Below are 22,115 nucleotides of genomic sequence, written 5' to 3'. Positions count from 1 at the left end.
AGGTCGGTCTCCGCCCCCTTCTCCGCTGCTTCATGGTCCGTTCGGCCAATCCAAGAAACCAACCAGCTTTGCCTTGTCATTTGGTTATGATAACCAATCAAACTCGAAACGTAACTATTCTTATAGGTAGTAGCGCGAGCAGATCCCTTCCAATGATGCTGGACCGCAGGGATGTCATTTACAGGGCATACAACCCGTTCGCAGCAGATTTCGCTGCGCGCCAGGCAATCGATCACCTATTGGGCTATTCCTCATGGGCTTATCCAAATCCGACCATCAGATGCGCGAAGGATCTGCACGTAGCTTTCATGAACGAGGAGAGTTGGACCTCGATCTTTTGACACCCACAGGACGCCCGATGCTTCGTGTACCGTCCACGAACCGGCCACGTCAAACTGGTCAATTATCTGAATGTTGCCTACTGGCAAGCCACAGTTCCTGGGAATGCGCAAGCAGTTTTCGATCGCCGAGAACCGGGCAAAACCGAGACTGACCTTCGGCACATTGAGGCGGCCTTCAACTTCGTGCGCCGATCGACCTTTATGGTCGCGGTAAATTGAAACCGTTAAAAGCTGCACGTCTAGAGTGTTCAAGAGCTTCGCCCATTCTAAATTTGGCAAATTTGCGACCACAGCGACATAGCGCGGAATGTGGCGAAGAATGCTTTCGGCGCGCTTAGCATCAACACCCTCGAAGCCGCGCATGAGGCTGGTAATACAACTGTCTTCCGGCGCGCCATAGCGAAAGCACCGCACCTGAGGGAGCACATGGCCTTCAAACGAGTGGCCGGCCAATTCGACTTCGATCACAAACCAGTGCGAAAAGCTCTTGTGAATGAGAGCCAGATCAGCGCTGCGCCGCGTTCCTTCGAGGATGAACGTGCCGGCAAAGACGCCGCACATGTAGCCAGGCAGTAAACAGGTTAGCGCCTTAATAACTTGTGCCTCGAAATCGATCTCCAGGAAGGAAGTCGGGTCTACAAGTTCGAAAATGTTGTCTTCCTGACACTCGCCGATGAAAAGTCTCTTCACGCCTTGCTCCAGCTAACTTCGGCTACGCCATCCATGGTCTCTTCTTCATCCTGCAGACGCTGAATCTCCGGTCCGCTGGCGACCAACGTATAAATCACCGCGCCCTCTTTCTCCTTCGCGGGACGCACGACTCGCCCGAGGCGTTGAATTCGCTGCCGCCGCGTCGCTGTGCTGGCCGCGATAATGCCTATCTCTGTTTCGGGTACGTTGAAACCCTCATCTAGGGCACGGCACGTAACCAGCAGATCTATCTCCCCGCGGCGATATCGGCTTAGCATCGCCGCACGATCTCGGAGCCTCATCTTTGAGTGGTAGACGCCGCAGCGCACGCCATTTTCCGAAAGGACACTTTGAATAAGGTCGCACGCTTCGATGTCTTCATGGAAGACCAACGTCTTCCTTCCACGATTCGCTGCAACAAGCCGTAAAGTTATGCGAATTCGATTGAGGCTCAGGTTCAGCACACGGGCGCGCTTGAGGTAGAGGGCAACTGTTTGCTGTGCTTCAGCACCGTGATGTCCAATTGATCGTGCGATCGCTTTGCTCAGTTTGTCGTACTCAGCCTGCCGGTCATCTTCAAGTTCAAAAATGATATTGCGCAGCTGGAACGGGACTATGACGCCGTCTCGGAGCGCAGCCGCGTAGTCATAGCTGAAAATGACAGGGCCAAGAGCAGGAATTAGGACATCTTTTAATCCTTCATCATAAGGCCGCTCTGGGGTTGCTGAAAGACCGAGCGAAGCGATGCTGTTCACTTGTAGCGCGGCGCGGAAGTGCTCGGAGGCAGCCTTGTGGCACTCGTCAACGACCAAGAAGCACTTTTGGCCCTTCATCCGGCCCACGAGCTTGGCGGCCGTGTTGAGCACAGCGATATTGATCGTGCCGACGCGGAAGCGCAAACTGCCGTTGACAATGTTAATTTCGTCGAGATTCAGGTCAAAATAGCTCGCAGCTTCTTCCCACCACTGCTCAAGCAGCGCCGCCGTGGGAACAACGATGAGCGTGGCTTCAGGCTTAATTCGATCGATGCAAGAAAGCGCGAACACCGTCTTTCCGCCGCCGGTTACGACGCTTACTATCCCGCGATGTTCAGCGCGCTCCCATTCGGCGAGCGCTTCCACTTGCCATCCGCGAGGCGCCAGCTTGGGCAAATGACCTCTCCGTCAGGTTTCGGTCTGGCCGCCGAAAAGCCCAGCTGTGGCCTGAGCGCGCACCTCGGCATCGGCGTTCGCCAATTGTTCGGCGCGAGCGCGCAGCAGCCCGTTTTTAAGATTGCGTACGCTATCCGGATTTACGCGAGCAATGAGCTTGCTGGTCTTGAACTCGGCCACGGCATCGAAAATGTACTGTTGGACGCATTCGGCAATTGCGTCTTTTGCTTCAAGCGTTTGATAGTACGGATGCAGGCCGTTAATAATGACGTGGAGCACACCGGCCTGCGAACCTGGCACAAAAACTACGTGTGGCTCATACTGGCTTGTCTCCTTCACAGAGATGTTGACTTGAAGCTCCGGGAGAATATTGAGGCGTCCCACTTCGTCTTCTGCGGTCAAGTTCAAAAGCTGTTGCTGATTGTTTGCCATGATGATTTCAGGCGGAGGCAACGTAGCGCTCGCCAATGCATCCTTCATCTCGGCGCTGGTGAACTCGGACTGCATGTCCTTCACAAGATCGCGCACTTGATCCCGCGACCACTTCGCAACCCCGCGTCCGGAACTTCGCCGGCTCTTCGCATACTCGACGTAGTCCTTCGTCTGTTCAACCAGGAACTTTTCGAGCGCTTCCTCTTCCTCTCCCTCGAAAAGTACCTTGTCCTTCGTATGGGAGACGCCGAAACCGTCAAGCAGAAGAACGCCAGTCACGCGCTGCGTAATGAGATTGTTAGCCCCCTCATCGTCCACGCCCCCGAAGATCACACTGGGCTTCCAGGCAGTCGGATACCCTTGGATTTGGCGCCCATTCTGGAACATAGAGAAGCCCCCATACTTTCTCCCCCCCTTTCTAAGGACGCCAATCCAGCCATTGATGGTCTTACCGTCGACCGTGAAGGTCGAAAGGTCGCGCTTCATCACAATCCCGCTTGGATCTGTATCCCAGTCGCTTTCCTGAGGCGGGAGCACTTCTTCGCCGTTGTAAGTCAACTTCATCTCAACTTGGCCACTTTCGCTAGGACGCAAGTCGAACATGTACATCGAGCCGAGGTAATCCTTGATCGTTTGCTCGGACCGAGTTTGGATGACCCGTCGGAGCTTGCTGATCGATATCTTTGTGTAATGCTCATCGCGGCTGACGTTACGCATAGTAAGGGGCACCTTTGCTCCGCGGTTGGCGATGGCATCAACGTCGACCGTCGCAGTCCACTCTTCGCCGCTCCCCAATTCACAAGTTGTGACGACCCAGTACGCGCCGATCCAGCATGCGGCTGTTTTCATCCCCATACCGTACTTCGAACGGCCCTTGCTGTCTGGCGTAGGCTGCGCGATCCGCAATGCTGCAATCAAGTCCATTTTGCTCATTCCGATTGAATTATCGGATATCGTCAAGGTCTTGTTTGGCCTGTCGTGCACTATCGACACCGTCAATGGTTGGCCTTCGACACGTAAAACCTCGTCAATTAGATTGCCGTAGTTCAAGCGGGATTGAGTGGAGTTATCGACAAATTCACCTAGCGCAAACCACATCGTATAACTAAGTCGGGCGTAGGCGTCGATTGCCCTTGGGCCAACTGTGAGTTCCGCCTCGTGCACTTCTTTCTCCGGTACTTCAGCCGTCACTACGTCAGTCATTTGCTATCTCCTCAAAATGTTGAACTTTGCCGACCGTGGTCGGCCACCCTTAGCAGGCCGGGAAGCAATGTCATTCTTCTCGAAGCGCCAGCCCTCGTTTTGCTTACTGCTACCCAAGGGATCCGAGCACTATGCTACCCGGCCGCCGCTGGCGGGCCCCATACTGGCCGATTGCCTGATCGGCTTTATCGTAGCGACGACTCGGCCTGGGCTTAGGGTGATCTCGGTTTCAGTGCAATCTCTTGGCGGTCAAGAACCGCGGGTGCGCCGATCCTCCCTGGAGAACTGGCTTTGGCCATTCTGCGCCAAGTTCAATAGCGACCTGTCTGCGACCTTTGGATTTTCATCGGGAAGCTGGATCAAGCGCGCAGAAGTACCGAAACTGAGATTCCCCTAGCGGAGGGCGTTGGGCAAAAGCGATCTCCTCCCTCCGAAGCGCCCCGCAGTTGTGCGGTCTCAGCACGCTGCTCCGCTAGTTGTTGCTCCAGCGTTTCGAGCTTGCTGCGCGTAGGCCAGCGCCGAGTCCACCCTCACCCGGGTGAAGCCAGCTTCGACCTGCGCCTAGTCGGCCTGTAACCGCTAGCACATTTCCGGCTCCGGCCGCGGCAGGACATTTTCAGTCTGTGCCTTAAGACACGGCGCCTTGAGTCTTCCTGCCTGTTCACGCTCCCCTTCACCGCAGCGGCTGGCCGCCAGGGCCAAGGCCGCCTAACTGGCGGCCGCCTAAACGCTGCAATGGTTTGGAAGCTGCACTAGCGACCGTCCATCTCATCTTTTGAGTTATAAGCGTATCAAGCACATGCCGGCGTACAGGAGATAAAAATGCAGCTTGACGAGGGCCAAGCCTCAGAAGTGGTTGGAATCACGGTGGATAGGCTTAGGGAATTAGGGGCAAGCGACGTTTTGGAGGGCATACAGGAGAGTAGAAGAGCAGGGGTGGAAGAGCCTGTCCCTGACGATATGTCGTCGAGGAGCGGTGGTGTTGGATCACTCCGGCGAAGACCGCCCACGGAGCCAGAGTTGCTCCTTATTGTTCTGGAGCGATTGAAACAGAGGATCTTCATTGTTCCGGAGATTGCCAGCGCGATAGAAACAAGGATTGGCAGAGCGATCGAATGGCGAGTAGACCCCGAGTTCGTCGACCCATCGCAGGCGCCGCTCTTCGAGGCCGGCTTAGACGAGTTGCGCCCCGCTGGACTAGAAGAAGTTCAGCAACTAATGCGGGAGATTGAGCACGCTATAGCTAACTCCTCGGGGAACTTTCGTGGCTAGTGCGGCTGAACTTGCGAACCTCAAAACTCAGATTGAAAAACTTCTCAATTTGAGCGCAGCAAAGCAGCTTCTTCAACTGAATTCGAATACGTGCGATCGAGCTTATGAGGCTTACGTCTTCGCACTATGCTGCGACGCTGTAAAGCGTGCCGGCGGAAAAATCGAACTCATTGGGATTAAGAGCGGCAGCAACCCTTCGCCGGTCGTTTTCCGCGGGGCTCCTGGTAGCATGTCTTCACGTGCGCAAAATTATGTATACGCCGACGGTTCGCTTGGTTCAAAGCGCTTCGAAATCCACGTCGATGTCGAGTATCAAGGGACGTCCGGAGCTTTACATGAGTTGGATGTGTCATTCTGCGAAAAGGTGCATGCGGAGGCGGTGCGAAATAGTTTTGGAACCCCCAGTGCGCCCAAGCTCCATGTAGCACTCGAATGCAAGTTCTACGAGGCAACTCCGGGAGTTAGTCTCGGTAGAACTTTTGTCGGCCTGGTGGCAGATTGTGGAACGCTTAGATTCAAAGGATTTATTGCCAACATCGCCTCCACGAAGCTTCAGCAATACTTTTCCAAAACAAGCAGGCCGGATCCTTTTTTGGGGATGGTCCCATCGCACGCAAACGACGAAGAGCGCTTCTTGAGCAACTTGGAACACGAGCTTCGTAAATGGTCAGGAGCATGAAGCTAATCAATTAGCTACATGGTCGAGCGATGAACTCGGCGATGTTGGCAAAGCTCATCATGAGTGCACGAAGCACTCATGGCAGTCGCGGGATTCGACGGGCAAGAAATGACGACAATTACCGATGACAAGGGCGGTTTACCTTTGCGTTTCTATTGTTCCATGCAAGGGGCTTCAGCTCGACGAATGCCGCCAAATTTTCGCGCCGTCGTTTCGCTCGCCAAGTGCTTTGGCGCATGAGCGACTTGTTGGCCCAGTGAACGGAAGCTCTCCCTTGAACCAAACACACCATCGATCACGCCGCATTGGCAGGGCCAGGTGCTGTCCGCGCGGCCGGTGAACTCACCGAGGTCGTCGCTATCCGCCACACACTGACCGTTCTCGATGGCTCGATCTTTGGCGAGCCGAGCAGGAGGCCCTGTCGCCATCCTCGGTGGCAGTCCTGCTGGCTCATTACGACAAGCTGCGCAGCGTGCGAGTGACCGGCTGAACGGAAAGATGGAACCTTGGATCTAACTGGTCACTGGCACAATCGCAACGAAGCTGCCTGACTTCGTCTGGCTGCAAATCGTGCTGCAAAGCAGCGAGCGTCGCAAGTGGCAGAGAAGTTGGTCCCCAGCAAGAGGGGGGTGGCTAGGGCTCGAGGCCGATGCTGCTCCTTACCGTACCGAGGCTTTGTTGCACGGCGATGTCGGTGAGTTTGAGCAGGTTCAGGCGCAGGAAGCACAGCAATTCGATTCATGGCGCCTGCCGCGCTTCGTGCGAGCCGTCCATAGTAGATAACCATTTTGAAGTTGTTGGTACTGACTCACTGCGTTTAGCAGCGGATGGAGTTAATGCCGGAAGTTCGGGTTGGTGAAGTAGTCGCACAGGAACACCGGTTATCAGCAAGGCCGTTGTCGGCGAGAGTCGGGCTCTCGGGCTGCGGCAGCCTCAATGAAGTAGACCCCGTATCTCCTTGCAGAGCGGTGACTACGATGCCACGCCAATGGCGGCAATCTGCGAAGCTGGTTCTCACCCAAAGACGCAATTTATTGCTGTGGTTTTCCTTGCATAGGCATAAGCAGTGGAGCAAGATGTGAATTCAAGAGCCGCTTATGGGAGTTGGCGACCGGAACAGAACTAACAGGGGCATGACATGCTGCAATCGGCGAAAGCTCTCTTCCCTATGGTAACGACGGTTTGTCTGACTTTGGCTTCGTTTCATGTTTTTGCAATAGAGGTTGTGAATCAGAAAACAGTCCACCGTTTAGCGCTGTCAATTGGAAATGAGGCCTACGCCGCCAATGGTTTTTGGACAAAATTGTTCGCTCCCAAGCGCGACGCAGTGGACATCGGTGAAATGTTTAAGCGAGCGGGATTCAAAGTCACTGTTGAGACAGACCTTGACAGCAAAAACTTGCGAAAGACCATAGAGAATTTCATTTACGAAGTTGAAACTGTGAAGCGAGACATCCGAAACAGAAACGCAGAGGATTCAGAAGCTGTGGTTGCGCTCTTCTTCTATTCTGGACACGGTTTTGCTTTAAATGACTCGCCGTACTTGCCTGGCACAGATGCAACCGGGACTCAACTGGAAGATGTAGTTCCTAAGAGCTATCGCTTAGCACAACTCGTAAACTTTTTGACACCTAAAGACAATGATGTCGATTTTCTGTCTGTACTAATGATCGACGCTTGTCGTCAAACAATTCAGCTGCCGAGCCGAACATCAGGTCAAAAGGGCGCAACGTTCGCCGCAAAAACATTTGCAGATATAGGCGGAGTTGGCAGAATCGCAATCTTTGCAGCGGTGAACGGACGACCCTCATACGATGCCCGCGAGGGAGTTGCTGAGAATAGCGTTTTTACCCAGGCCATCAAAGACGCCGCGAATGATCCGTCCGCTCTGGTATCCTTCAGCCAATTCGTATCGTACGTTGAACGTCGAACGCCCGAAATTTCCAAAGCCCGGTTTGACGTGCGGCAGTTCACGGAGGTGCAAAAAGTGGGAGTAGAGAATGATTTTCTATGGCGCAAAACAGACGAAGCGGTAGTCAGTACTAAAGTATCCGCTTTGAATCAAAAGGGAATTGAGGAGCCTTCGATTGGCTTTATCAATGTTGGTCAATTGAAGAGTAGTGCCCAAGGCAGTGATGCCAAGACGATTTGGACTTCTGTCGCCGTTGCCGGGGGGGAAGGCGACAATACGAAAAGTATCAAGAAGGGCGATAAAATTACCCTTTTGACAAATCCAATTGTTTCAGCGAATATACCGCAAAAACGCGTAGTATGCTTTCCCGCGCGGGGAAGATTATTAGATGTGGCCCCAGAACGATGCACAGAGATGACGGTTGTTCCCGCGATACGAATGGGAACTATTCCGAAGGGATTAGAAGTAACGGCCGTCGAGAATTCAGTGAATGTGGACGGGCAGACATGGGTTAAGATTCTATTTGATCGAAAGGCTCCGCTATGATTAGATCGAAGAAGCATTATCTTTGGTGCGCCACCCTTGGTCTGTTGGTAGTTGGCCTGCAATCGGCCTATGCTACGGAAGAGCGGACATTTAACGAATACATACTGCGCGCTGTTGATGTTGTGGCGGGAAGCAGAGCCGGCTTAGGGTATGACAAAGGGTCGTATACACAAGATTTAAAGTTTGGCAACTCAGGAACCTTGATCGCAACGCGTCCGCCGTACACAATGTGCGTGGCAGCCCAGGTGGAAGTTATGCACGCCGCGCTGGATTTATATTGGCGAGACAACCCGAAATCAAATGTTTTCAGCTTCCTGCCTTTTGAACAATGGCAAAAGCTTAGACCTGGCACGCTTCGAGGAAAGATTTGGTTGGTCGAAGACTCTGGTTCGTGGGGAACGGCGTACGCACTGGAGTACTTCGGCATGGGAGAGCAGCGCCCCTTCGACAAACTGACGCCCGGATCACTAATTAACTTAAACAGAGAAAAGACTGGCCACGCCGTAATATTTCTTGCGTATATCGATAAAACTGGGAGTGAATTGAATATATTTTCGGACGCAGTTGCTGGCTTCAAATATTTTTCCGCACAGGGTTCTCGAACGACCGGTGGTTTCGGTTATCGCTATGGCTTTTTTAGGGAGGCTGGATGTCCAGTACTTGATGACAGCAAACGGCGCGATTGCGGAATTATCCGCTCTGTAAATGCACGCGTTTTAAATACCGGTGTTATGCTCAATCCCCACTATTGGGATCCAAAAAAGCGTGATAAAGCGCTGGCATTCAGCCGGGCTACACAGAAGGGGCCGGAATTAGATGTCGATATGAGCTATTTCGATGGACGAACCACGGACGATTAGGGATGTCCTGCATAAATCCGGGCAAGTCTGCTTGCCCGAGCGTGATGTGCCTGCGACGATCTGAACGATGAAACAAGCCGACCTGGGCCTTTGCAGCCTGGCGTAGTGGCGCCGCGCTTCTGAATTCCAGCGCTCGTCGGGAAGAAACAGCTGCTCCCGGCCGCGGAAGCTCAGTGAATGCTCGATCCAGACCGAGCCATTGCGCACCGCCCGGCGCAGCGCGAGAGGGTGGCGACCTCCATCGCCTTGAAGGCGCGCTCGCGGTCAGGGTCGGCAATCGCTTCGCGCCAGGCCGGGCCCAGGCGCAATGCCCCGACTTCGGCAGGAAGTCGCTTGGTGCCGCCGGCGTACGCGACCCGCAGCCTGTGCAGGGCATCGAGCACTGGATGACCCCCAGTGGCCTGCCAAGGCAGGCGACTCACGCCCGCGAGCAGCGAGCGCACAGGGGCAATGGCGTCGATGAGTCGCTGCCGGATGACCGATGCTCGAGTCGGCGGACGCTGAGCACGGCTGGAGGCTACAAGATTGCGCAGGCTTGCACGAAGCTCGGCATCTGGCACGGCGTCATCAGCGGTGAGATCGGAGATCTGCTGAAGCAGTTGCTGGTACTGCTGCGCCCAATCAAGCGCCGCAACACCGTCGGCGCATTGCCGCCACAGGTCAGCCACGCGGCGCTGAAACATGAAGATGATCTGATCGGTCGCGGTGAGCAAGCAGTAACGCAGGAAGCAACTCAGCTCGAGCGTTCGTGCCGGCTCCTTGATCCTCGCGCTTACCGACGGCGGCCGTGCGGCCGTGCGCCGGGCGTAGCGGCGCACCAGCTGTTGAAGTCAGCTAACGGCGCTAGCCAAGCGTGAAGTGTAATGAACATGTGCTTTTAAAGTAATAAAGTTGTGCTCGCAGGCGATGTGATCTACGGGCACGCCGGAAGCCGGTCTAGCGAAGCAACTCCGGCAGAAGCGCGACGACTCCACGCCGCCTGATCATGGCCGCAACGAGCTCGCGGCTTCGCCGCTCGATAAGCGCCATCGACCTGGGCAGCTTCGAGATGACCTCACGCTGGCAATCGACCTGCTGGACAACTTCGAACCCACTCAACCACCGCACGATGCCGGTGGGCGGATGCAGAGGCTTGCAAACGAGTGCCGCCGGATGTCGGCAGCCCCACCAATGCATCGCCGCGAGCAACCACGCTACGGCGTCCGCATGCGCTGGCAACACCCTGATCGTCGCGCTGTGCAGATCGAATCGAAGTGTTGCCCGTGCGATCGCGCGCCGATGCGCATGCGACAACCGTGCGCGCGACCTGCGCAGCAGCAACCGCATGAGGCGCACGCAATCGCCAAGCAACTCCTGCGTGCCGAAATGTGGAGACGCATCCAGAGCGGTTGTCCGCGACATCGCATGCTCCTTCGAGGTACCGCCCCGTCGCCTTGGACGCCGTGCCACGCGGCGCCAGTGGTGAACGAGCTTCGCGCGCTCGCCCATCATGGATTGAACGGGCGCAGGCACGCCGCGTGCAGCACCGGCCACGCGGTGCCGCGCCTGCGCGAGACCGGCGCGCACCCAGTGCGCCTGCGCGATCATGCTCGCGTGCAGGACCTCAGGTGCCGCAGTTGGCAGCACGAGGATGGGGAGCACCATTGCTACACCTGCAGAGGTACGGTTTGCTGCGCGACCACGTAGCCGGACTCCTGAACTGCGCGCTCCCAATGCAAAGGCCCGAGTTCCAGGGACGTGGCGTCCCACTGCACGCCGTTGATCAGCATCGACTCGACCGCCCGCGTGAAGTAGTCCATCGGAATCTCGGCCATGCCGTACAGCTGCGCGGCCGCGTGCGCATGGACGAAGGCGTTCCACAGCGCCCCGGCCGAATGCTCCAGCCGCAGGCCTGCGCCATACGCCAAGGGATAGAAGAACGCGGTGAATGTGTCGCCGGTCACCTCCGGATAGCGACTCAGGTCGTAGCTGGCCAGGCAGGTGGCCGCCTCGGAGGCGGTGGTGATGCCCCGGAAATGCAGTTGCTCGATCATGAAGCGGGCCACGATCTGTTCGTCGCCAGCCAGCTGGTAGCGGGCCTTGTGTTCCATCAAGTGGGGTTGACCCACCAGGAAGGCGTGAGGTGTAATGAAATTGTGCTTGTAGCGTAGTAAAAGTGTGCTCGCGGGTCGCCTTGCGCGATGTTCGCGCAGTCGACATTGCAAGCGCGCCCAACGTCTATGAGCGGGGTTCAACGCGTGGCTTGCAACTTGACGCCGGGGGAGGGCGCACCTTCACTCTCAAAACGCGGCGTTCGCCGCCATTTGCTGCGCCGGATTCGTCACGCCGTCGGTCTTTGAGTAGTAAACATGTGCTCATGCGGATCACGGCAAATTGGCGCATCTTTACTACAGCAAGGCGGAAAAGCACGAAATTACTACCGGAAAATGCGAAGTAATGTTGTGCTCGCAGTCACTCCGCGACGCGTTAACTCATTGATTTAAATGGGTTTTGCTAAATAGCAACAAACACATTTTCATTACTCTTCACGCCATCTGGACCTAGCGGGGGAACGATTCGGTACCCAACGCAAGAAGCAGGTCGACATCGCGTAGGTAGGCGATGTGGTCCTCGGAAGTGTCGTACGCGACCGACGCCTACTCCGGGAGGCCAGCCTTGCGCAGGGTGCGTGCAAATCGATCAGCATCGCGCCGGCCTACGTTCGGCATTCGGATCGCCAATTCCTGCGTGATCGTGAAGTCCGGCGTCAAGCGCATGACCTGCGCGGCCGCTGCTTGCGCCTCAGCGTGCTTTCCCAGTTGGGCGGCCACTGCAGCAAACCAGAGATGGCCGCCCTTGAATTCGGGCAGCTGTCGCGCCACGCCTCGCAACAGCGCGAACGCATCCTCGTAGGCCTCCATCTGAAAGTAAGCAAAGCCGCCAAGGGCATCGCATATCGGATGAATGAAGGGGTCGACGCTCTTGATGCGTTTCATGTACTCAATCGCTTCTGGTGCCCGCCCGTAGTGCGCCAGAACCATCATGTATGGATGAAAGACGAGATTCGGATTGAGCTCGAACGCGCGGACGAATTCGGCACACGCGTCATCGGGACGCCAGTTCCAGTGCAGTGCACTTGCCAACTGCGCATGCGCCTCGGCCGAACAGGGGTCGAGTTCCGCCGCCTTCTGGGCCCAGGAGCATGCGCGCGCCAGCGTCGACGCCTGCGCATACTCGGCGCGCAGCGGTCCTTGCTCAACAGGTTCGAGCCAAGTCCACAAGTCTAAGCTTGCAAGCCTGACCCGCGGACGCGCATACGCCGGGTCCGCGGCGATCGAAAGTTTCAGCAGGCGCCGCGCCTCCGGTATGCGCTGCGCCCGCTCGCCCCAGAGTAGTTGCGATGCGACGGCGTGGCCTTGCAAGAAATAGTCGTAGGCCACCAGAGAGCCAGGGGGCTTGTGTAGCGATCGGTTCACCTCCGTCATCGTGAGTCGGCCCACAATGCTGCCAACGATTCGTTGCACCAAGTCGTCCTGAATGGCGAAGATTGCGTTGCCGGTCCGGTCATAGCGTTGTGCCCAGAGCTGCAGCCCCGTGTCTGCTTGCACCAACTGCGCAGTAACGCGCACGCGCTCGCCATCGTGGCGTACGCTTCCTTCGACCCGATAGCGGGCACCCAGATCCAGGCCCAGTCGACGGGCATCGAACCTCTTGCCGCGCGAGGCAAATGCAGTCCCTCGGGCGATGACGTTCAAGTCGGTGAAATTCGACAGGCTTGTGATGAGGTCGTCGGTGAGCCCGTCGCCGAAGTAGCCGTCAGTTTCGTCGCCCGCCGAGGTGAACGGCAGTACCAGAATCGTCGGTGGATCGGCGACCGTGCGAACCTTAGGGGCGCTCGCGGTCGTCAGCGCGGCATCGAATCTATAGCCGCGCCGCGGCACGGTCTTGATGATCCGCTGCGTCTGGTCGCACAGCGCTTGCCTGACATCGCTGATGCACTGCGCAAGCGATTCGTCGGTCACCACGATATTCGCCCAGACGGCCCGGATGATCTCGTCCTTCGTGGCTAGGCGGCCCGGGTTCTGCGCCAGGTAGCGAAGAACGTCGAAGCTCTTCGGACGCAGGTCTACCGTGCGGTCGCCGTGCATCAAGGCGCCGCGCTCCAGATCGAGCGTCCAACCATCGAAGCAAAGTGTGAGTCGACCTGCCACAAGTCTGCCCTCAACGCATGCGACAAGGCGTTGCTGTCCGGACCACATTGCTGATCTTTGGGGAAAGTTTCATGGTTCCTTCACGACCTCGCGCTGCCCTTCGGATGCAATGGCGATGTCAACACAACCGGGGATTTTCATCATGAACGCTGCGAAGAAATTGACGTCGTTTCAGAACGAATTTTGGCACCGGCGTGCGTTGTCGGTCGCCTTGGGAAGCATGGCGCTGTCTGCGCCGCTCGCCTTCGCCCAGACCAGGCTGCGCCCCACTCCGGAGCAGCAGCTCGGCCCGTTCTATCCGGTTGTCAAGCCTTTCGATCAGGATGCGGACCTCACGATCACCGCGGGCCGATCCGGGCGCGCCGAAGGTCAGGTCATCCATGTCATGGGGCGCGTGCTGGACGTGCGGGGCGACCCGGTCGCCGGTGCCCGCATCGAGATCTGGCAGGCTAACTTGCACGGCCGCTACACACATGGGAGTGACCGCAACGCGCAGCCGCTGGACCCCAACTTTGAGGGCTTCGGACTCCAGACCACGGATGCGCAAGGTCGTTATCACTTCAAGTCCATCAAGCCCGGCGGCTACCCCGCGACACCCGACTGGATGCGACCAGCCCATATCCATTTCGAGGTGAGCGACGCGCGCAACAAGCTGGTCACGCAGATGTACTTCGACGGCGACCCGTTCAACGACAAGGATCGCTATCTGCAAGCGTCATGGAACAAGGACGCGCTGATCGCCAAGGTCCTGCCGCCTACGAAGGAGCTCGAAGTCGATTCGCTCCTGGTGCCTTGGGATATCGTGATGCCACTGCATGTCAGCTCGGCGTAAAGGAACACCTGCGGATAATTTTATTTGAGTGAGACGATCGATGAAGCGTTTTCACACGGCCATCTCGGCCGACTCCTGCCCGTCGCATTGATTACGGCTCCCCGCGCTCGCGCCCGCGCCAGTGAGGTCACGATCATCCCCGCTTATCGAGGGTAGAGAGGCGGCGAAAGGCCGCAGCCGATGTTCGGAGCCACCGTGGCTACCCAGGACATTAAAACAGGCTCCTGCTGACTTTTAATCCGTTGGTCACAAGTTCGAATCTTGTACGTCCTACCACCAAAACCCGCATGGGATAAGGAAAGCCTGCTACTGAAAAGGTAGCAGGCTTTTTTACTTCCGGCTCCCGCACCCAGTCCGTCTCCAGTTTTCGGCCCGATGCTCTTGGCGTGACGCCGCGACAACAGCGCGTGAGCGCCGCTCAGAGAGCCGCGCAGGCCGCCGCTGGCCCGCTGGTACCCGGGCGCGGAGATCGCGCCACAGGGCCGCGTGACGCAGCCCTACCGCCATAGCGCCGACGACCCGATACGCAGGTATTTACGAAAGACTTGCACCCTCTCGCGATCGGTTTCACGAAGCCATGTGAACAGGTTGTCCTGCAGGCCTCGAAGTTCGAAGTCGCCGCCGGGATCGTTTTCGATCTGGCGCGTGCGCGTGTCGATCAGCCCACTCCACTCGTGCGCCTTGCTATCCAACGTGAGCAGCAGCGACTTGACATCCAGTCCAAAAAGCCAGCGCGAATCGTTGACGGCCTCCCAGAAGGCGTTGCGCGCCACGTCGTCGTACTTGCCCTTCATCGCGAGCGTTCCGACCTCAGAAGCTTTGCGGTAGACCGCGAGCCGTTTGTCGAACAGGTCGAGGCCGGCGCATCTTCGACAAGGCGGTGAAGCCGCTGAACCTCGAAGGGCTGGTGGCCAAGCGCCTGGACAGCGTCTACCAGTCGGGCGTGCGCTCGCCAGACTGGGTCAAGGTCAAGCGCAAAGGCGCGGTGCCGGCCGAACGATTCAAGCGCGGCCCGAAATGACCCGGACGGCGCGCCGCATCCTGCTCGCCGTGCTCGTGGTGCAGGTGTTGGTCCTCCTCGCGCTCGCGGCTTGGGTTGTGCTGGCCCTCGACAAGTAGAGCCGCCCAGAGCCGCTTCTGACCCGGGTGGCCTGCTGGAACCGGAGACGGCTGAACGCGGCGCGTGGGGCCGCCTGACGCGGCAGTGAGGCCGCCTACACTCCAGCACCAGGCGGAGAGGTGACACTCGTTGGCGAGCCGGCTGGAATAGGCGGCAACGGCTCAATGATTTCCCCGCTGGAGAGCGTCCAGCGCCAGCGTGCCAGATCCGACTGGCGGTCGACGAGGCATTCATGAAGTTGCTTCTCGGCGAATTCCAGCGAGTAATCAAGCGCGTTGAGGCAGATGTTCCGCCGATGAACATCCATTTTGGAACTTGCCAGATGCGGCTCGGCCACCTGAAAGCAACCGGCAAGGTTGGACACAGCCATCGCGGCTCGGGCATCTGGGAAATCAAGCGGAGCGATTTGCGCCAGCTTGCTGATTTGAGAGTGCAGGCCAGCAGATTCAGACAGCGCCGCAAGCATCAGATCATCGGGCACCTCAAACGTGAGACGCATCTCCCCGGCGCACACACGGCACATCAAGATCCCGGCGCCGATGAGCTTGAGCTTTCGGACCTCCTCTTCCCGATGCGCGTCACGCTGCTGCTGGTGCTGGCGGTGGACCTGCCAAGCGATTACCACCGCGCCGATCAGGATGGCGATAAATGATGCGATGACCTGTCCCCACGCAGCCCACCCGGCCTTGGTCATGCAGGTCGCCCACGATTGAAAGCCCCCCAGCCGCAGGCAGAACTCTGGAACAGCTTCCATCACGCGCCACCCCGGTGGACGGTGCTGCTGGCGTGCAGGGCCCTCTCGTGCTCGGCCACTTCCTCGGGCGTCTCAGGCACCCAACGCTCGATGAGCGTGCCCTCAATGCGCTCGGCCTCGGGATGCTCGATGCGGATCTCGGCCTCGGTGCAGTGGAAGCGCGTGACGCGCCCCTTGCCATTCAAGGTCGTGACGCGCCAGCGGCAGTGCTGCTCCAGCCTCATGGGCGCACGGCACCCGCCGACCACAACCGGTCGCGAATGAGCGCCTCCAGTTCACGGTAAAGAGGCTCGCCCTTCTCGACAAGGATCTCGAAGCTCGAAAAGTCTCGGCGCGCATCACTCGGCAATTCCAGCCGAATTTTGAACTCGGTGAGCGCCGCTCTAATCATTTGCTCGATCTGATCAAAGAGAGCGTGAATCTCCGGCAACATGAAGATCGCATTGCGATCAACGAACACGACCAACTTTTGCCGTGCAGCGTTGCACTTGCCCAGCGTAAGCCAGTCAGTTGCGGTTCGAAAGTAGGCGGTTCGTTTGTCCGCGTCATCCAAAGCACGAAGGTCAGACTTCTGCCATGGGTCGATGTCCGAGTTTTCGATGAAGTGCTCGGCTTGCCCCTCATTCATGCGCTGAAATTCATAGACGGTGCGCCCCCGGCCAGTGTGCTGGCGAACGCGCCAGTAGGCTTCGTGAAGCACGGCCCAACCTTCGGTGAGGCTGTCGAACTCTTGGGCGTTGAGTTTTCGCGCGCGGTCTAGCTCGCGATCTATCGAGCTTTGCAGGTGGCGCAGCGACATTTCGTGTTGCTGTTCCAGGTTCTTGAGCTTTTCGTCGAACCGGCTGTCCAGCCACTTGCTTGACAGGTGCTTGAACGCCTGCCATGCGGCGCCAAGCCCGAGGATGACGAGCGCTGCGTACCCGCCCAGTTTCGCGAGCACCTCAGCCATGAGTGAAGTGTCAGACATCGGTATCCCTCAGCCCACCGGGGACGCGTCTTCATCCTCGCCCGGCGCGCGCGGCCCGATGCGGTCGTCATCGAACAGTTGCATCAGCTGACGACCCCGGCGTTAAAAGCGTCGAGCCACGTCGGGTACGACAACTCGCTCGATTCGAGGTCGACCCAGATGGACGCGTCCTCGGTGCTCTCGTGCAGGACCCAGCAGAAGTGGCCCGGGTCTGGATCGTCGACGAAGACGCTGACATGGCGGAGGTGGCTCATCGCAATCCTTGGTGGAGGAAAGGATGTTATCCAAACCAGCAGCGCGGCCTATCATGCATGACCCGCCGCGCCCGACCACGCATGAGGAAGGTTTGATGATCTATCACTATCGAATCGATGTGAACGACAAGCAGTTGATCGACCACATTCAAAGCGCCCAGAAAAATATTCGGGTCCCGTGGGAGATTGAGCCGCGCTTCGACCCGACCGGGCGCTTCTGGGTATGCAGCGTGCGCTGCTCGACGGATCAACAGGAGGCCAGTTGGGAATTGCACTGCGGCGACATCAAGCAGCGGGACTTCGGGCCGTCTGGACAGCCACCCGTGCCCTGATCGCGCGCTGCGGGGGCGCCTGACGCGGCGGCGGGCTATAGGTGCAGAATCTCAGTCATGCCGCTCGTCACCATCACCGCCGGCCCCAAGTTCCGCGTCAGCGTCACCCATCAGACCGCCGGGTAGGTGCGCAGACCCGGATCGCGGGGCTTTACTTCCTTCGCAATCCCCCGCCCGAGCGCCTTGGCGGCTGTCTTGAGGTCGTATGCGGCCTGCATGTTCAGCCAGCCCTGCGCGTCCTCGGCCGTGCCGCCGAAGTGACGCGCGAGGCGCAGCGCCGTGTCGGCGGTGATCGCCCGGCGCTCCAGCACAATGTCGCCCACGCGCGACGGCGGGACGTGCAGCGCGCGGGCGAGCGCGTTGATGCTCAGGCCGAGCGGCCCGAGGTAGTCTTCTCGCAGCACCTCGCCGGGGTGAACTGCTCGCATGCCTGACGCGGTCATGGCGTTTCCTCTTCACTTCTGCCCGTAGGGCGGTTTTCGATACTCAGTGGGGGTCCTCGATCCTTACCTTTGCCGGGCCGGCGTCCCCCCACGAGAACGTCAGCCGCCATTGATCATTTATCCGGACGTGCCACACGCCGCCGTACTCCTTCAGGTCATTGCCCGGGGGCATGCGCATGAAGCCGATGGTTGTAGCCGAGTCGAGCATCTGCAGCTTTCGCGTTGCGACCTTGGCAATATTGGCGAATCGGGCGCATCTGCCCGACCGGAACAGCGCCTCGGTGTCTGGGCAATCGAATGACTGGATGCTCATGGTCAGTAAGTTTATACCGTTTGACGGTATCGCGCATCCCGTCGCACGGCATAGGCGGGGCGCGCTTACGCTCAGGCGAAACGCGTATCGCCGCCAAATTTCAAGCGAGCCTTAGACCGCGTCGACCTCGCCGTCCATCACCGCCGCTGCCAGCCGCGTGACCACGCCAAGGAGCCTGCTCTCAAAACCCGATGGCGCGCGAATGGCGGCCAGGGCAGTCACGGAAAACTCCAAGCAGGTGACGGAGGTGTTGGCACGCATCTTCAAGTTTTTCGGCGGCAAGTTCAAGCCGTGGGGGATGGTCAAGCTCGATCGTTGGGTGCAAGTCGGGGGCAAGGTGGCTGGCCCACTGGTGGCTGTCGCCGAGGCCTACTTCAACTACCATGCGGAAGAGGCGAAGGAGAAGGCCGACCGGCAGCTCCGCACCTTGCGAGCCGACATGCGGGCCAGCTTCGCCGACATCGCCCGGCAGTTCGATGCAGTGCTTCAGGAGCAGAGTGATGCGCTGCTGACCCAGCTCTACGATAATCCGCTCGAAGACGCCTCAGCCCTGGCCCGCGAGATCGTGGCTGGCGGAGACCACAGAACGGCTCTTGCTCAGCAGTTGAGTGGGCTGGTAGAGGACGTGCGGCTGCAGATCGAGCTCGCGGTGCGTTGACGGCCGCGTCTTCAGGCGCCCGCGCGCGGCGTCAGGATGCGAGTGGGAGAGCACACCACCACCTGGCGCGCGCCTCGCGTCAGCGCTACATACAGGTGTGCGGCCGTCATGGCCTGCGGCTCGAGCACCACGGCAACATCGGCCTCCAGTCCTTTGAGCAACAGGGTGCTGCCAACGGACCGTCGAGAAACCGGCCGGCTCAAGTGGCGTTGACGCTCGCGCGCCTGGAGTGCCGCAGCGTGCAAAGTGCAGGTGCCACGAGCGGCGACCTGCATGGCCGCCTGGCAGCAGCGCAGCACTTCGGGGCGGTACACATGAGTCCCCGGCTGCCGAGCGAAGGCGTGCAGCAAACGAGAAGCCTCCGCGACGCTGGGACCTTGAGCAAACGCCAAGGCTGCAGCCTCGATCGGCGTCGGTGGATTGCGAGGCCTGCCATGCTGCAGGACGCGCACACGCTCCAGCAGCGCGGCCGCCCCCACGCCGGTCATCAGGCTCGCGGCAAACTCGACCACTTGTTCCAGCGGATTGGCGCCAGCGGGGTCAAAGACTCGTGCGAACTGGATGAGCTCCACGAGGTCGACGCGCTCGACAACCGTCGCGCCAGGTGTCTGGCTGGTCAACTGATACCGCCCGCGGACATTCATTGCGTCGCCGATGATGAGCACGCTGTCCTGCGCGTTGCGCCCGCGCGTCCTTGCGGCGGCCCGGCGCTGCTCTTCGGCCGTCGCCGCGGCCAGTTGCACCCATTGCACTTCAGCTGGCGCGCCCTGCAGGTCTACGGGCTGTCCGGCTTGAAGCAGCGCCCGCGCGTTCAGCAGCCATTGCCCCAACTGCTCGGTGCCAGCAAGCCGCCAGCGCCAAGGTGTCTGGAGCATGCCGACGGAAGGGAACTGCGCCTCAACATCGACTTGCCAGTTGACCAGGCGATTGCCACCGAACCCGAAGATCGCCTGCATGGGATCACCGAGCACGCACGTTGGCAGGGTCTGCGCAGCCCAGGCCACTAGGCGATGCTGCGCCGCATTGCAGTCCTGATATTCATCGACCAGGAGCCTCGCGTAGGTGGCCCGCAGCGGCGCGTTGATGTGTCCGGCTTGAAGCAGGTTGGCCGCTGCTTCTCGAATCGCTGGATAGTCCTGGGCTGGATTGGCGAGCTCCAGCGTCTGGGCAGGAAGGCCACTGCGCAGCGGAAACTTCCCGGCGAGTCGCATCGCGAACCCATCGATCGTCGAGATCCGGTAGGCCGAGCTGGGGATGGCCGCTTTGGCCATGCGAGCCCGCAATGCCGCGACACCGGCATTGGTGTGGGTCAAGACCAGGATGGGCTTGTTACCGGTGTGCGCCGCCAACGTATCGGCGATGAGCTGCGTCTTGCCACAGCCCGCCGGCGCAGTGACCGACCCGCGTGCGACTGCGAACAGGTCGAGTTCAGGCGGCATGGGTCCATGCCCACAGCCGATTCATCACATCCACGAACCCAGCCTCAGAGTTTTGGCACTGCGGTCCCACGATCCTGCGGCCGACATGCTGATAGGCAGAGACGGACTTGAACCAGCCGTTCTTGTTGACCCGCGATGCGCGGCCCAAGAGCTCACGGGTCGCCGCCGAATAGACCCCCTGCGCTGCTCTCTCCGCCTCGCAGGCTTCGAGGGTCCGTTGACCTTCGGACTTGGACCGAATGTGCTCGGCCACGTCATCGCGGCCGATGCGTTCGATGGCGTAGCCCAGCAGGGCGTCGATCGCAGCTTCCGTCATGCAGATGAACAGTTCATCCTCCAAGGCGCGGCCTGGTCGCCACGTGAGCAGGCCAACGCCCTCGGCGGCAAGTGTCGCAAGCAGCGCCGGCGTTGCCGCCTTGTCTGCATCAATGAATGCAGTCACGTTGTAGCCCAGTCGGCGCAACACGAGCGCCTTCTCCAGGCACTGGTCCGGCGTGCTGCCGCCTGCGTTGACGTACGCGCCGCCGAGCGCGAAGAACGAGGTCTGGTTGTGATCCTCCACGCCATATTGGTCGAGGCCTCGCGCCAGCCCGATCTCACTGGCCCCTTCACAGACCAGGATGGACTTCGCAAGGAAGGCCTCTGGGTCCGTGCGCAGGATGCTTTGCACCTGATCGGTCACGCCCGCAGGGCGCACGACATGGCCATCACCCTCGCGCCGGACGATGAACAGCTGGTTGCCGGAGAGCTCGCGCAGCGCAACGGGTGAGTGCGTCGTCATGAATGCCTGCAGGGGCAGGGTTGTATCCTTGGCGCCCAGGGAATCGAGCAGGCGCTTGAGCCGGTGGGGTTCCAAGCCGAATTCGACTTCGTCCACGAGGGCGATGGTCGCTGCTTGAGCGGCCTCGCGCTGCAGCCCCGCCATCAGCAGGCGTGCCGATCCCGTCCCCAGTGAGCGCAGCGGGATGCCGGTCTCGCTGTGCAGTGCGATCGCACCATCTCCAATGGAGACGGCATGCGCGTCCAGCATCGCCTGAGCCTGGCCCACCGGCACACCTAGCGCGGTGGCGGTACGCGTCACGACCTGGAGGGTCTCGGCCAGTTGGGCTCTTGCCCGGTTGCCGAACCCTGTCCTAGCGTCTCGCGCTGCACGAGCCAACTCGGCGCCGAGATCGGGGCGTTCGTCGGTCAGCCGGTTGAGCACAGAGCTACGGCTCCAGGACAGATGAGTGCTGGCGTAGTTGCCGATGCGCGCAGGCGCCAGCGCGGCGCGATGCTTCCAGGCGAGCCCACGTTCCAGACCTTGCTCTTGCGCCCTCTCCGAGTACAGCAGCCACGACGGTTCTAGGTCGGCGCCGATCTCGACGCGTAGCGTCAATGCGGTCTCGATGTCGGCCCTGGGTTCCGGCTCGATCTGCCCTGTCGCTGCATCATGTCCCCGCAGAAACTCGCCGTAGGCATCCAGACTCAACAACTCGTCAGACAGGGCACCTAGGGTTACCTGGATGACGATGGGCTCGGTGACAACAAGCTCATAGAAGTCCGTGTCGGCGATGCTGACGCTGCGCCGCGCGCCCAGACATAAGTCGATGGCGTCCAGGATGGTCGACTTGCCACTGTCACCTGGACCGATGAGGCAGTTGATGCCTGCGGAAGGCGCCCAATCGAGCGTCTTGATCGAACGGAAGTTGCGGATTTCCAGCCGGCGGATGCGCGCCATGTTCCTC

Annotated in this window: 24 protein-coding genes and 1 tRNA gene; 10 read left to right on the top strand and 15 right to left on the bottom strand. The window is 59.3% G+C overall.

What is annotated here, in order from left to right; all coding sequences use genetic code 11:
• Positions 1-251: 251 nt before the first annotated feature.
• From HB681_RS20635 to HB681_RS20625, 3 genes are read right to left on the bottom strand one after another with little or no spacing between them, the layout of a single operon-like run.
• Complete coding sequence (locus HB681_RS20635; RefSeq protein ID WP_213956737.1) at positions 252-1,031, bottom strand: hypothetical protein; 780 nt, start codon at positions 1,029-1,031, stop codon at positions 252-254.
• Complete coding sequence (locus tag HB681_RS20630) at positions 1,028-2,182, bottom strand: DEAD/DEAH box helicase (protein WP_218511098.1); 1,155 nt, start codon at positions 2,180-2,182, stop codon at positions 1,028-1,030. Before HB681_RS20630 ends, HB681_RS20635 begins: the two co-directional genes overlap by 4 nt.
• A 12-nt stretch (positions 2,183-2,194) precedes the next feature.
• On the bottom strand, positions 2,195-3,817 hold the full coding sequence (locus HB681_RS20625; RefSeq protein WP_213956735.1) for an ATP-binding protein: 1,623 nt from the start codon (positions 3,815-3,817) through the stop codon (positions 2,195-2,197).
• An 822-nt stretch (positions 3,818-4,639) separates the two neighbouring features.
• On the opposite strand from HB681_RS20625, the gene HB681_RS20620 reads away from it, so the two are divergent.
• The 4 genes from HB681_RS20620 to HB681_RS20605 all read left to right on the top strand — a co-directional run bounded on the left by HB681_RS20620 (position 4,640) and on the right by HB681_RS20605 (position 9,086).
• Positions 4,640-5,089 carry a hypothetical protein gene (locus tag HB681_RS20620; RefSeq protein WP_213956734.1) on the top strand — a complete coding sequence of 150 codons (450 nt, stop codon included), beginning with the start codon at positions 4,640-4,642 and terminating at the stop codon, positions 5,087-5,089.
• Entirely contained in the window at positions 5,082-5,768 is a 687-nt protein-coding gene (locus HB681_RS20615) for a hypothetical protein (RefSeq protein ID WP_213956733.1), read from the top strand. The genes HB681_RS20620 and HB681_RS20615 overlap by 8 nt, the downstream gene beginning before the upstream one ends.
• Before the next feature lie 1,138 nt (positions 5,769-6,906).
• Positions 6,907-8,226 (top strand): caspase family protein, encoded by a 1,320-nt coding sequence (locus HB681_RS20610; protein ID WP_213956732.1) that lies wholly within the window; start codon positions 6,907-6,909, stop codon positions 8,224-8,226.
• Positions 8,223-9,086, top strand: coding sequence for a hypothetical protein (locus HB681_RS20605; RefSeq protein WP_213956731.1), 864 nt, complete (start codon positions 8,223-8,225; stop codon positions 9,084-9,086). The genes HB681_RS20610 and HB681_RS20605 overlap by 4 nt, the downstream gene beginning before the upstream one ends.
• A gap of 170 nt (positions 9,087-9,256) precedes the next feature.
• On the opposite strand, the gene HB681_RS20600 is transcribed toward HB681_RS20605, so the two are convergent.
• The 4 genes from HB681_RS20600 to HB681_RS20585 all read right to left on the bottom strand — a co-directional run bounded on the left by HB681_RS20600 (position 9,257) and on the right by HB681_RS20585 (position 13,213).
• Positions 9,257-9,799: a hypothetical protein gene (locus HB681_RS20600; protein WP_213956730.1), complete on the bottom strand. Its 543-nt coding sequence runs from the start codon at positions 9,797-9,799 to the stop codon at positions 9,257-9,259.
• Positions 9,800-10,022: 223 nt separating this feature from the next.
• Positions 10,023-10,730, bottom strand: coding sequence for a hypothetical protein (locus HB681_RS20595; RefSeq protein ID WP_213956729.1), 708 nt, complete (start codon positions 10,728-10,730; stop codon positions 10,023-10,025).
• 2 nt (positions 10,731-10,732) lie between these two features.
• On the bottom strand, positions 10,733-11,176 hold the full coding sequence (locus tag HB681_RS20590; protein ID WP_213956728.1) for a hypothetical protein: 444 nt from the start codon (positions 11,174-11,176) through the stop codon (positions 10,733-10,735).
• Positions 11,177-11,722: 546 nt separating this feature from the next.
• On the bottom strand, positions 11,723-13,213 hold the full coding sequence (locus tag HB681_RS20585; protein WP_256354512.1) for a winged helix-turn-helix domain-containing protein: 1,491 nt from the start codon (positions 13,211-13,213) through the stop codon (positions 11,723-11,725).
• Between the two features lie 205 nt (positions 13,214-13,418).
• Here HB681_RS20585 and HB681_RS20580 point away from each other — a divergent pair, with 205 nt between their 5' ends.
• Both HB681_RS20580 and HB681_RS20575 read left to right on the top strand, forming a co-directional pair.
• Complete coding sequence (locus HB681_RS20580) at positions 13,419-14,108, top strand: protocatechuate 3,4-dioxygenase subunit beta (protein WP_213956726.1); 690 nt, start codon at positions 13,419-13,421, stop codon at positions 14,106-14,108.
• 205 nt (positions 14,109-14,313) lie between these two features.
• Positions 14,314-14,384, top strand: a tRNA-Ser gene (locus HB681_RS20575).
• Positions 14,385-14,605: 221 nt separating this feature from the next.
• Here HB681_RS20575 and HB681_RS20570 read toward each other — a convergent pair.
• On the bottom strand, positions 14,606-14,902 hold the full coding sequence (locus tag HB681_RS20570; protein WP_213956725.1) for a hypothetical protein: 297 nt from the start codon (positions 14,900-14,902) through the stop codon (positions 14,606-14,608).
• A gap of 86 nt (positions 14,903-14,988) precedes the next feature.
• Here HB681_RS20570 and HB681_RS20565 point away from each other — a divergent pair, with 86 nt between their 5' ends.
• Together HB681_RS20565 and HB681_RS20560 are read left to right on the top strand one after the other, a co-directional pair.
• Positions 14,989-15,129, top strand: a complete 141-nt coding sequence (locus HB681_RS20565) for a hypothetical protein (protein ID WP_213956724.1) — start codon at positions 14,989-14,991, stop codon at positions 15,127-15,129.
• Positions 15,130-15,460: 331 nt separating this feature from the next.
• Positions 15,461-15,880: a hypothetical protein gene (locus HB681_RS20560; RefSeq protein WP_213956723.1), complete on the top strand. Its 420-nt coding sequence runs from the start codon at positions 15,461-15,463 to the stop codon at positions 15,878-15,880.
• A gap of 101 nt (positions 15,881-15,981) precedes the next feature.
• On the opposite strand, the gene HB681_RS20555 is transcribed toward HB681_RS20560, so the two are convergent.
• From HB681_RS20555 to HB681_RS20545, 3 genes are all read right to left on the bottom strand, one after another.
• Positions 15,982-16,206, bottom strand: a complete 225-nt coding sequence (locus tag HB681_RS20555; protein WP_213956722.1) for a hypothetical protein — start codon at positions 16,204-16,206, stop codon at positions 15,982-15,984.
• Complete coding sequence (locus HB681_RS20550) at positions 16,203-16,931, bottom strand: hypothetical protein (RefSeq protein ID WP_213956721.1); 729 nt, start codon at positions 16,929-16,931, stop codon at positions 16,203-16,205. Before HB681_RS20550 ends, HB681_RS20555 begins: the two co-directional genes overlap by 4 nt.
• A 101-nt stretch (positions 16,932-17,032) precedes the next feature.
• Entirely contained in the window at positions 17,033-17,203 is a 171-nt protein-coding gene (locus HB681_RS20545; RefSeq protein ID WP_256354491.1) for a hypothetical protein, read from the bottom strand.
• A gap of 95 nt (positions 17,204-17,298) precedes the next feature.
• Between HB681_RS20545 and HB681_RS20540 the strand changes: the two genes are divergently transcribed.
• Complete coding sequence (locus tag HB681_RS20540) at positions 17,299-17,535, top strand: hypothetical protein (protein ID WP_213956720.1); 237 nt, start codon at positions 17,299-17,301, stop codon at positions 17,533-17,535.
• Between the two features lie 110 nt (positions 17,536-17,645).
• Here the strand turns inward: HB681_RS20540 and HB681_RS20535 are convergent, their stop codons facing one another.
• Both HB681_RS20535 and HB681_RS20530 read right to left on the bottom strand, forming a co-directional pair.
• Positions 17,646-17,978, bottom strand: coding sequence for a HigA family addiction module antitoxin (locus tag HB681_RS20535; RefSeq protein WP_213956719.1), 333 nt, complete (start codon positions 17,976-17,978; stop codon positions 17,646-17,648).
• Between the two features lie 43 nt (positions 17,979-18,021).
• A complete protein-coding gene (locus HB681_RS20530) occupies positions 18,022-18,291 on the bottom strand; it encodes a type II toxin-antitoxin system RelE/ParE family toxin (protein WP_213956718.1) in 270 nt (89 codons plus the stop codon).
• A 157-nt stretch (positions 18,292-18,448) separates the two neighbouring features.
• Between HB681_RS20530 and HB681_RS20525 the strand changes: the two genes are divergently transcribed.
• Positions 18,449-18,949, top strand: coding sequence for a hypothetical protein (locus tag HB681_RS20525; protein WP_213956717.1), 501 nt, complete (start codon positions 18,449-18,451; stop codon positions 18,947-18,949).
• 11 nt (positions 18,950-18,960) lie between these two features.
• On the opposite strand, the gene HB681_RS20520 is transcribed toward HB681_RS20525, so the two are convergent.
• Together HB681_RS20520 and HB681_RS20515 are read right to left on the bottom strand one after the other, a co-directional pair.
• Positions 18,961-20,388 (bottom strand): UvrD-helicase domain-containing protein, encoded by a 1,428-nt coding sequence (locus HB681_RS20520; RefSeq protein WP_213956716.1) that lies wholly within the window; start codon positions 20,386-20,388, stop codon positions 18,961-18,963.
• Entirely contained in the window at positions 20,378-22,108 is a 1,731-nt protein-coding gene (locus HB681_RS20515; protein ID WP_213956715.1) for an ATP-binding protein, read from the bottom strand. Before HB681_RS20515 ends, HB681_RS20520 begins: the two co-directional genes overlap by 11 nt.
• Between the last annotated feature and the right edge of the window lie 7 nt (positions 22,109-22,115).

This window comes from Variovorax sp. dw_954 (genome assembly GCF_018449755.1).
In the GTDB taxonomy this organism is placed as follows: domain Bacteria; phylum Pseudomonadota; class Gammaproteobacteria; order Burkholderiales; family Burkholderiaceae_C; genus Variovorax.
The sequence above is the reverse complement of the archived record's forward strand: the minus strand, read 5'-3'. Positions and strand labels throughout refer to the sequence as shown.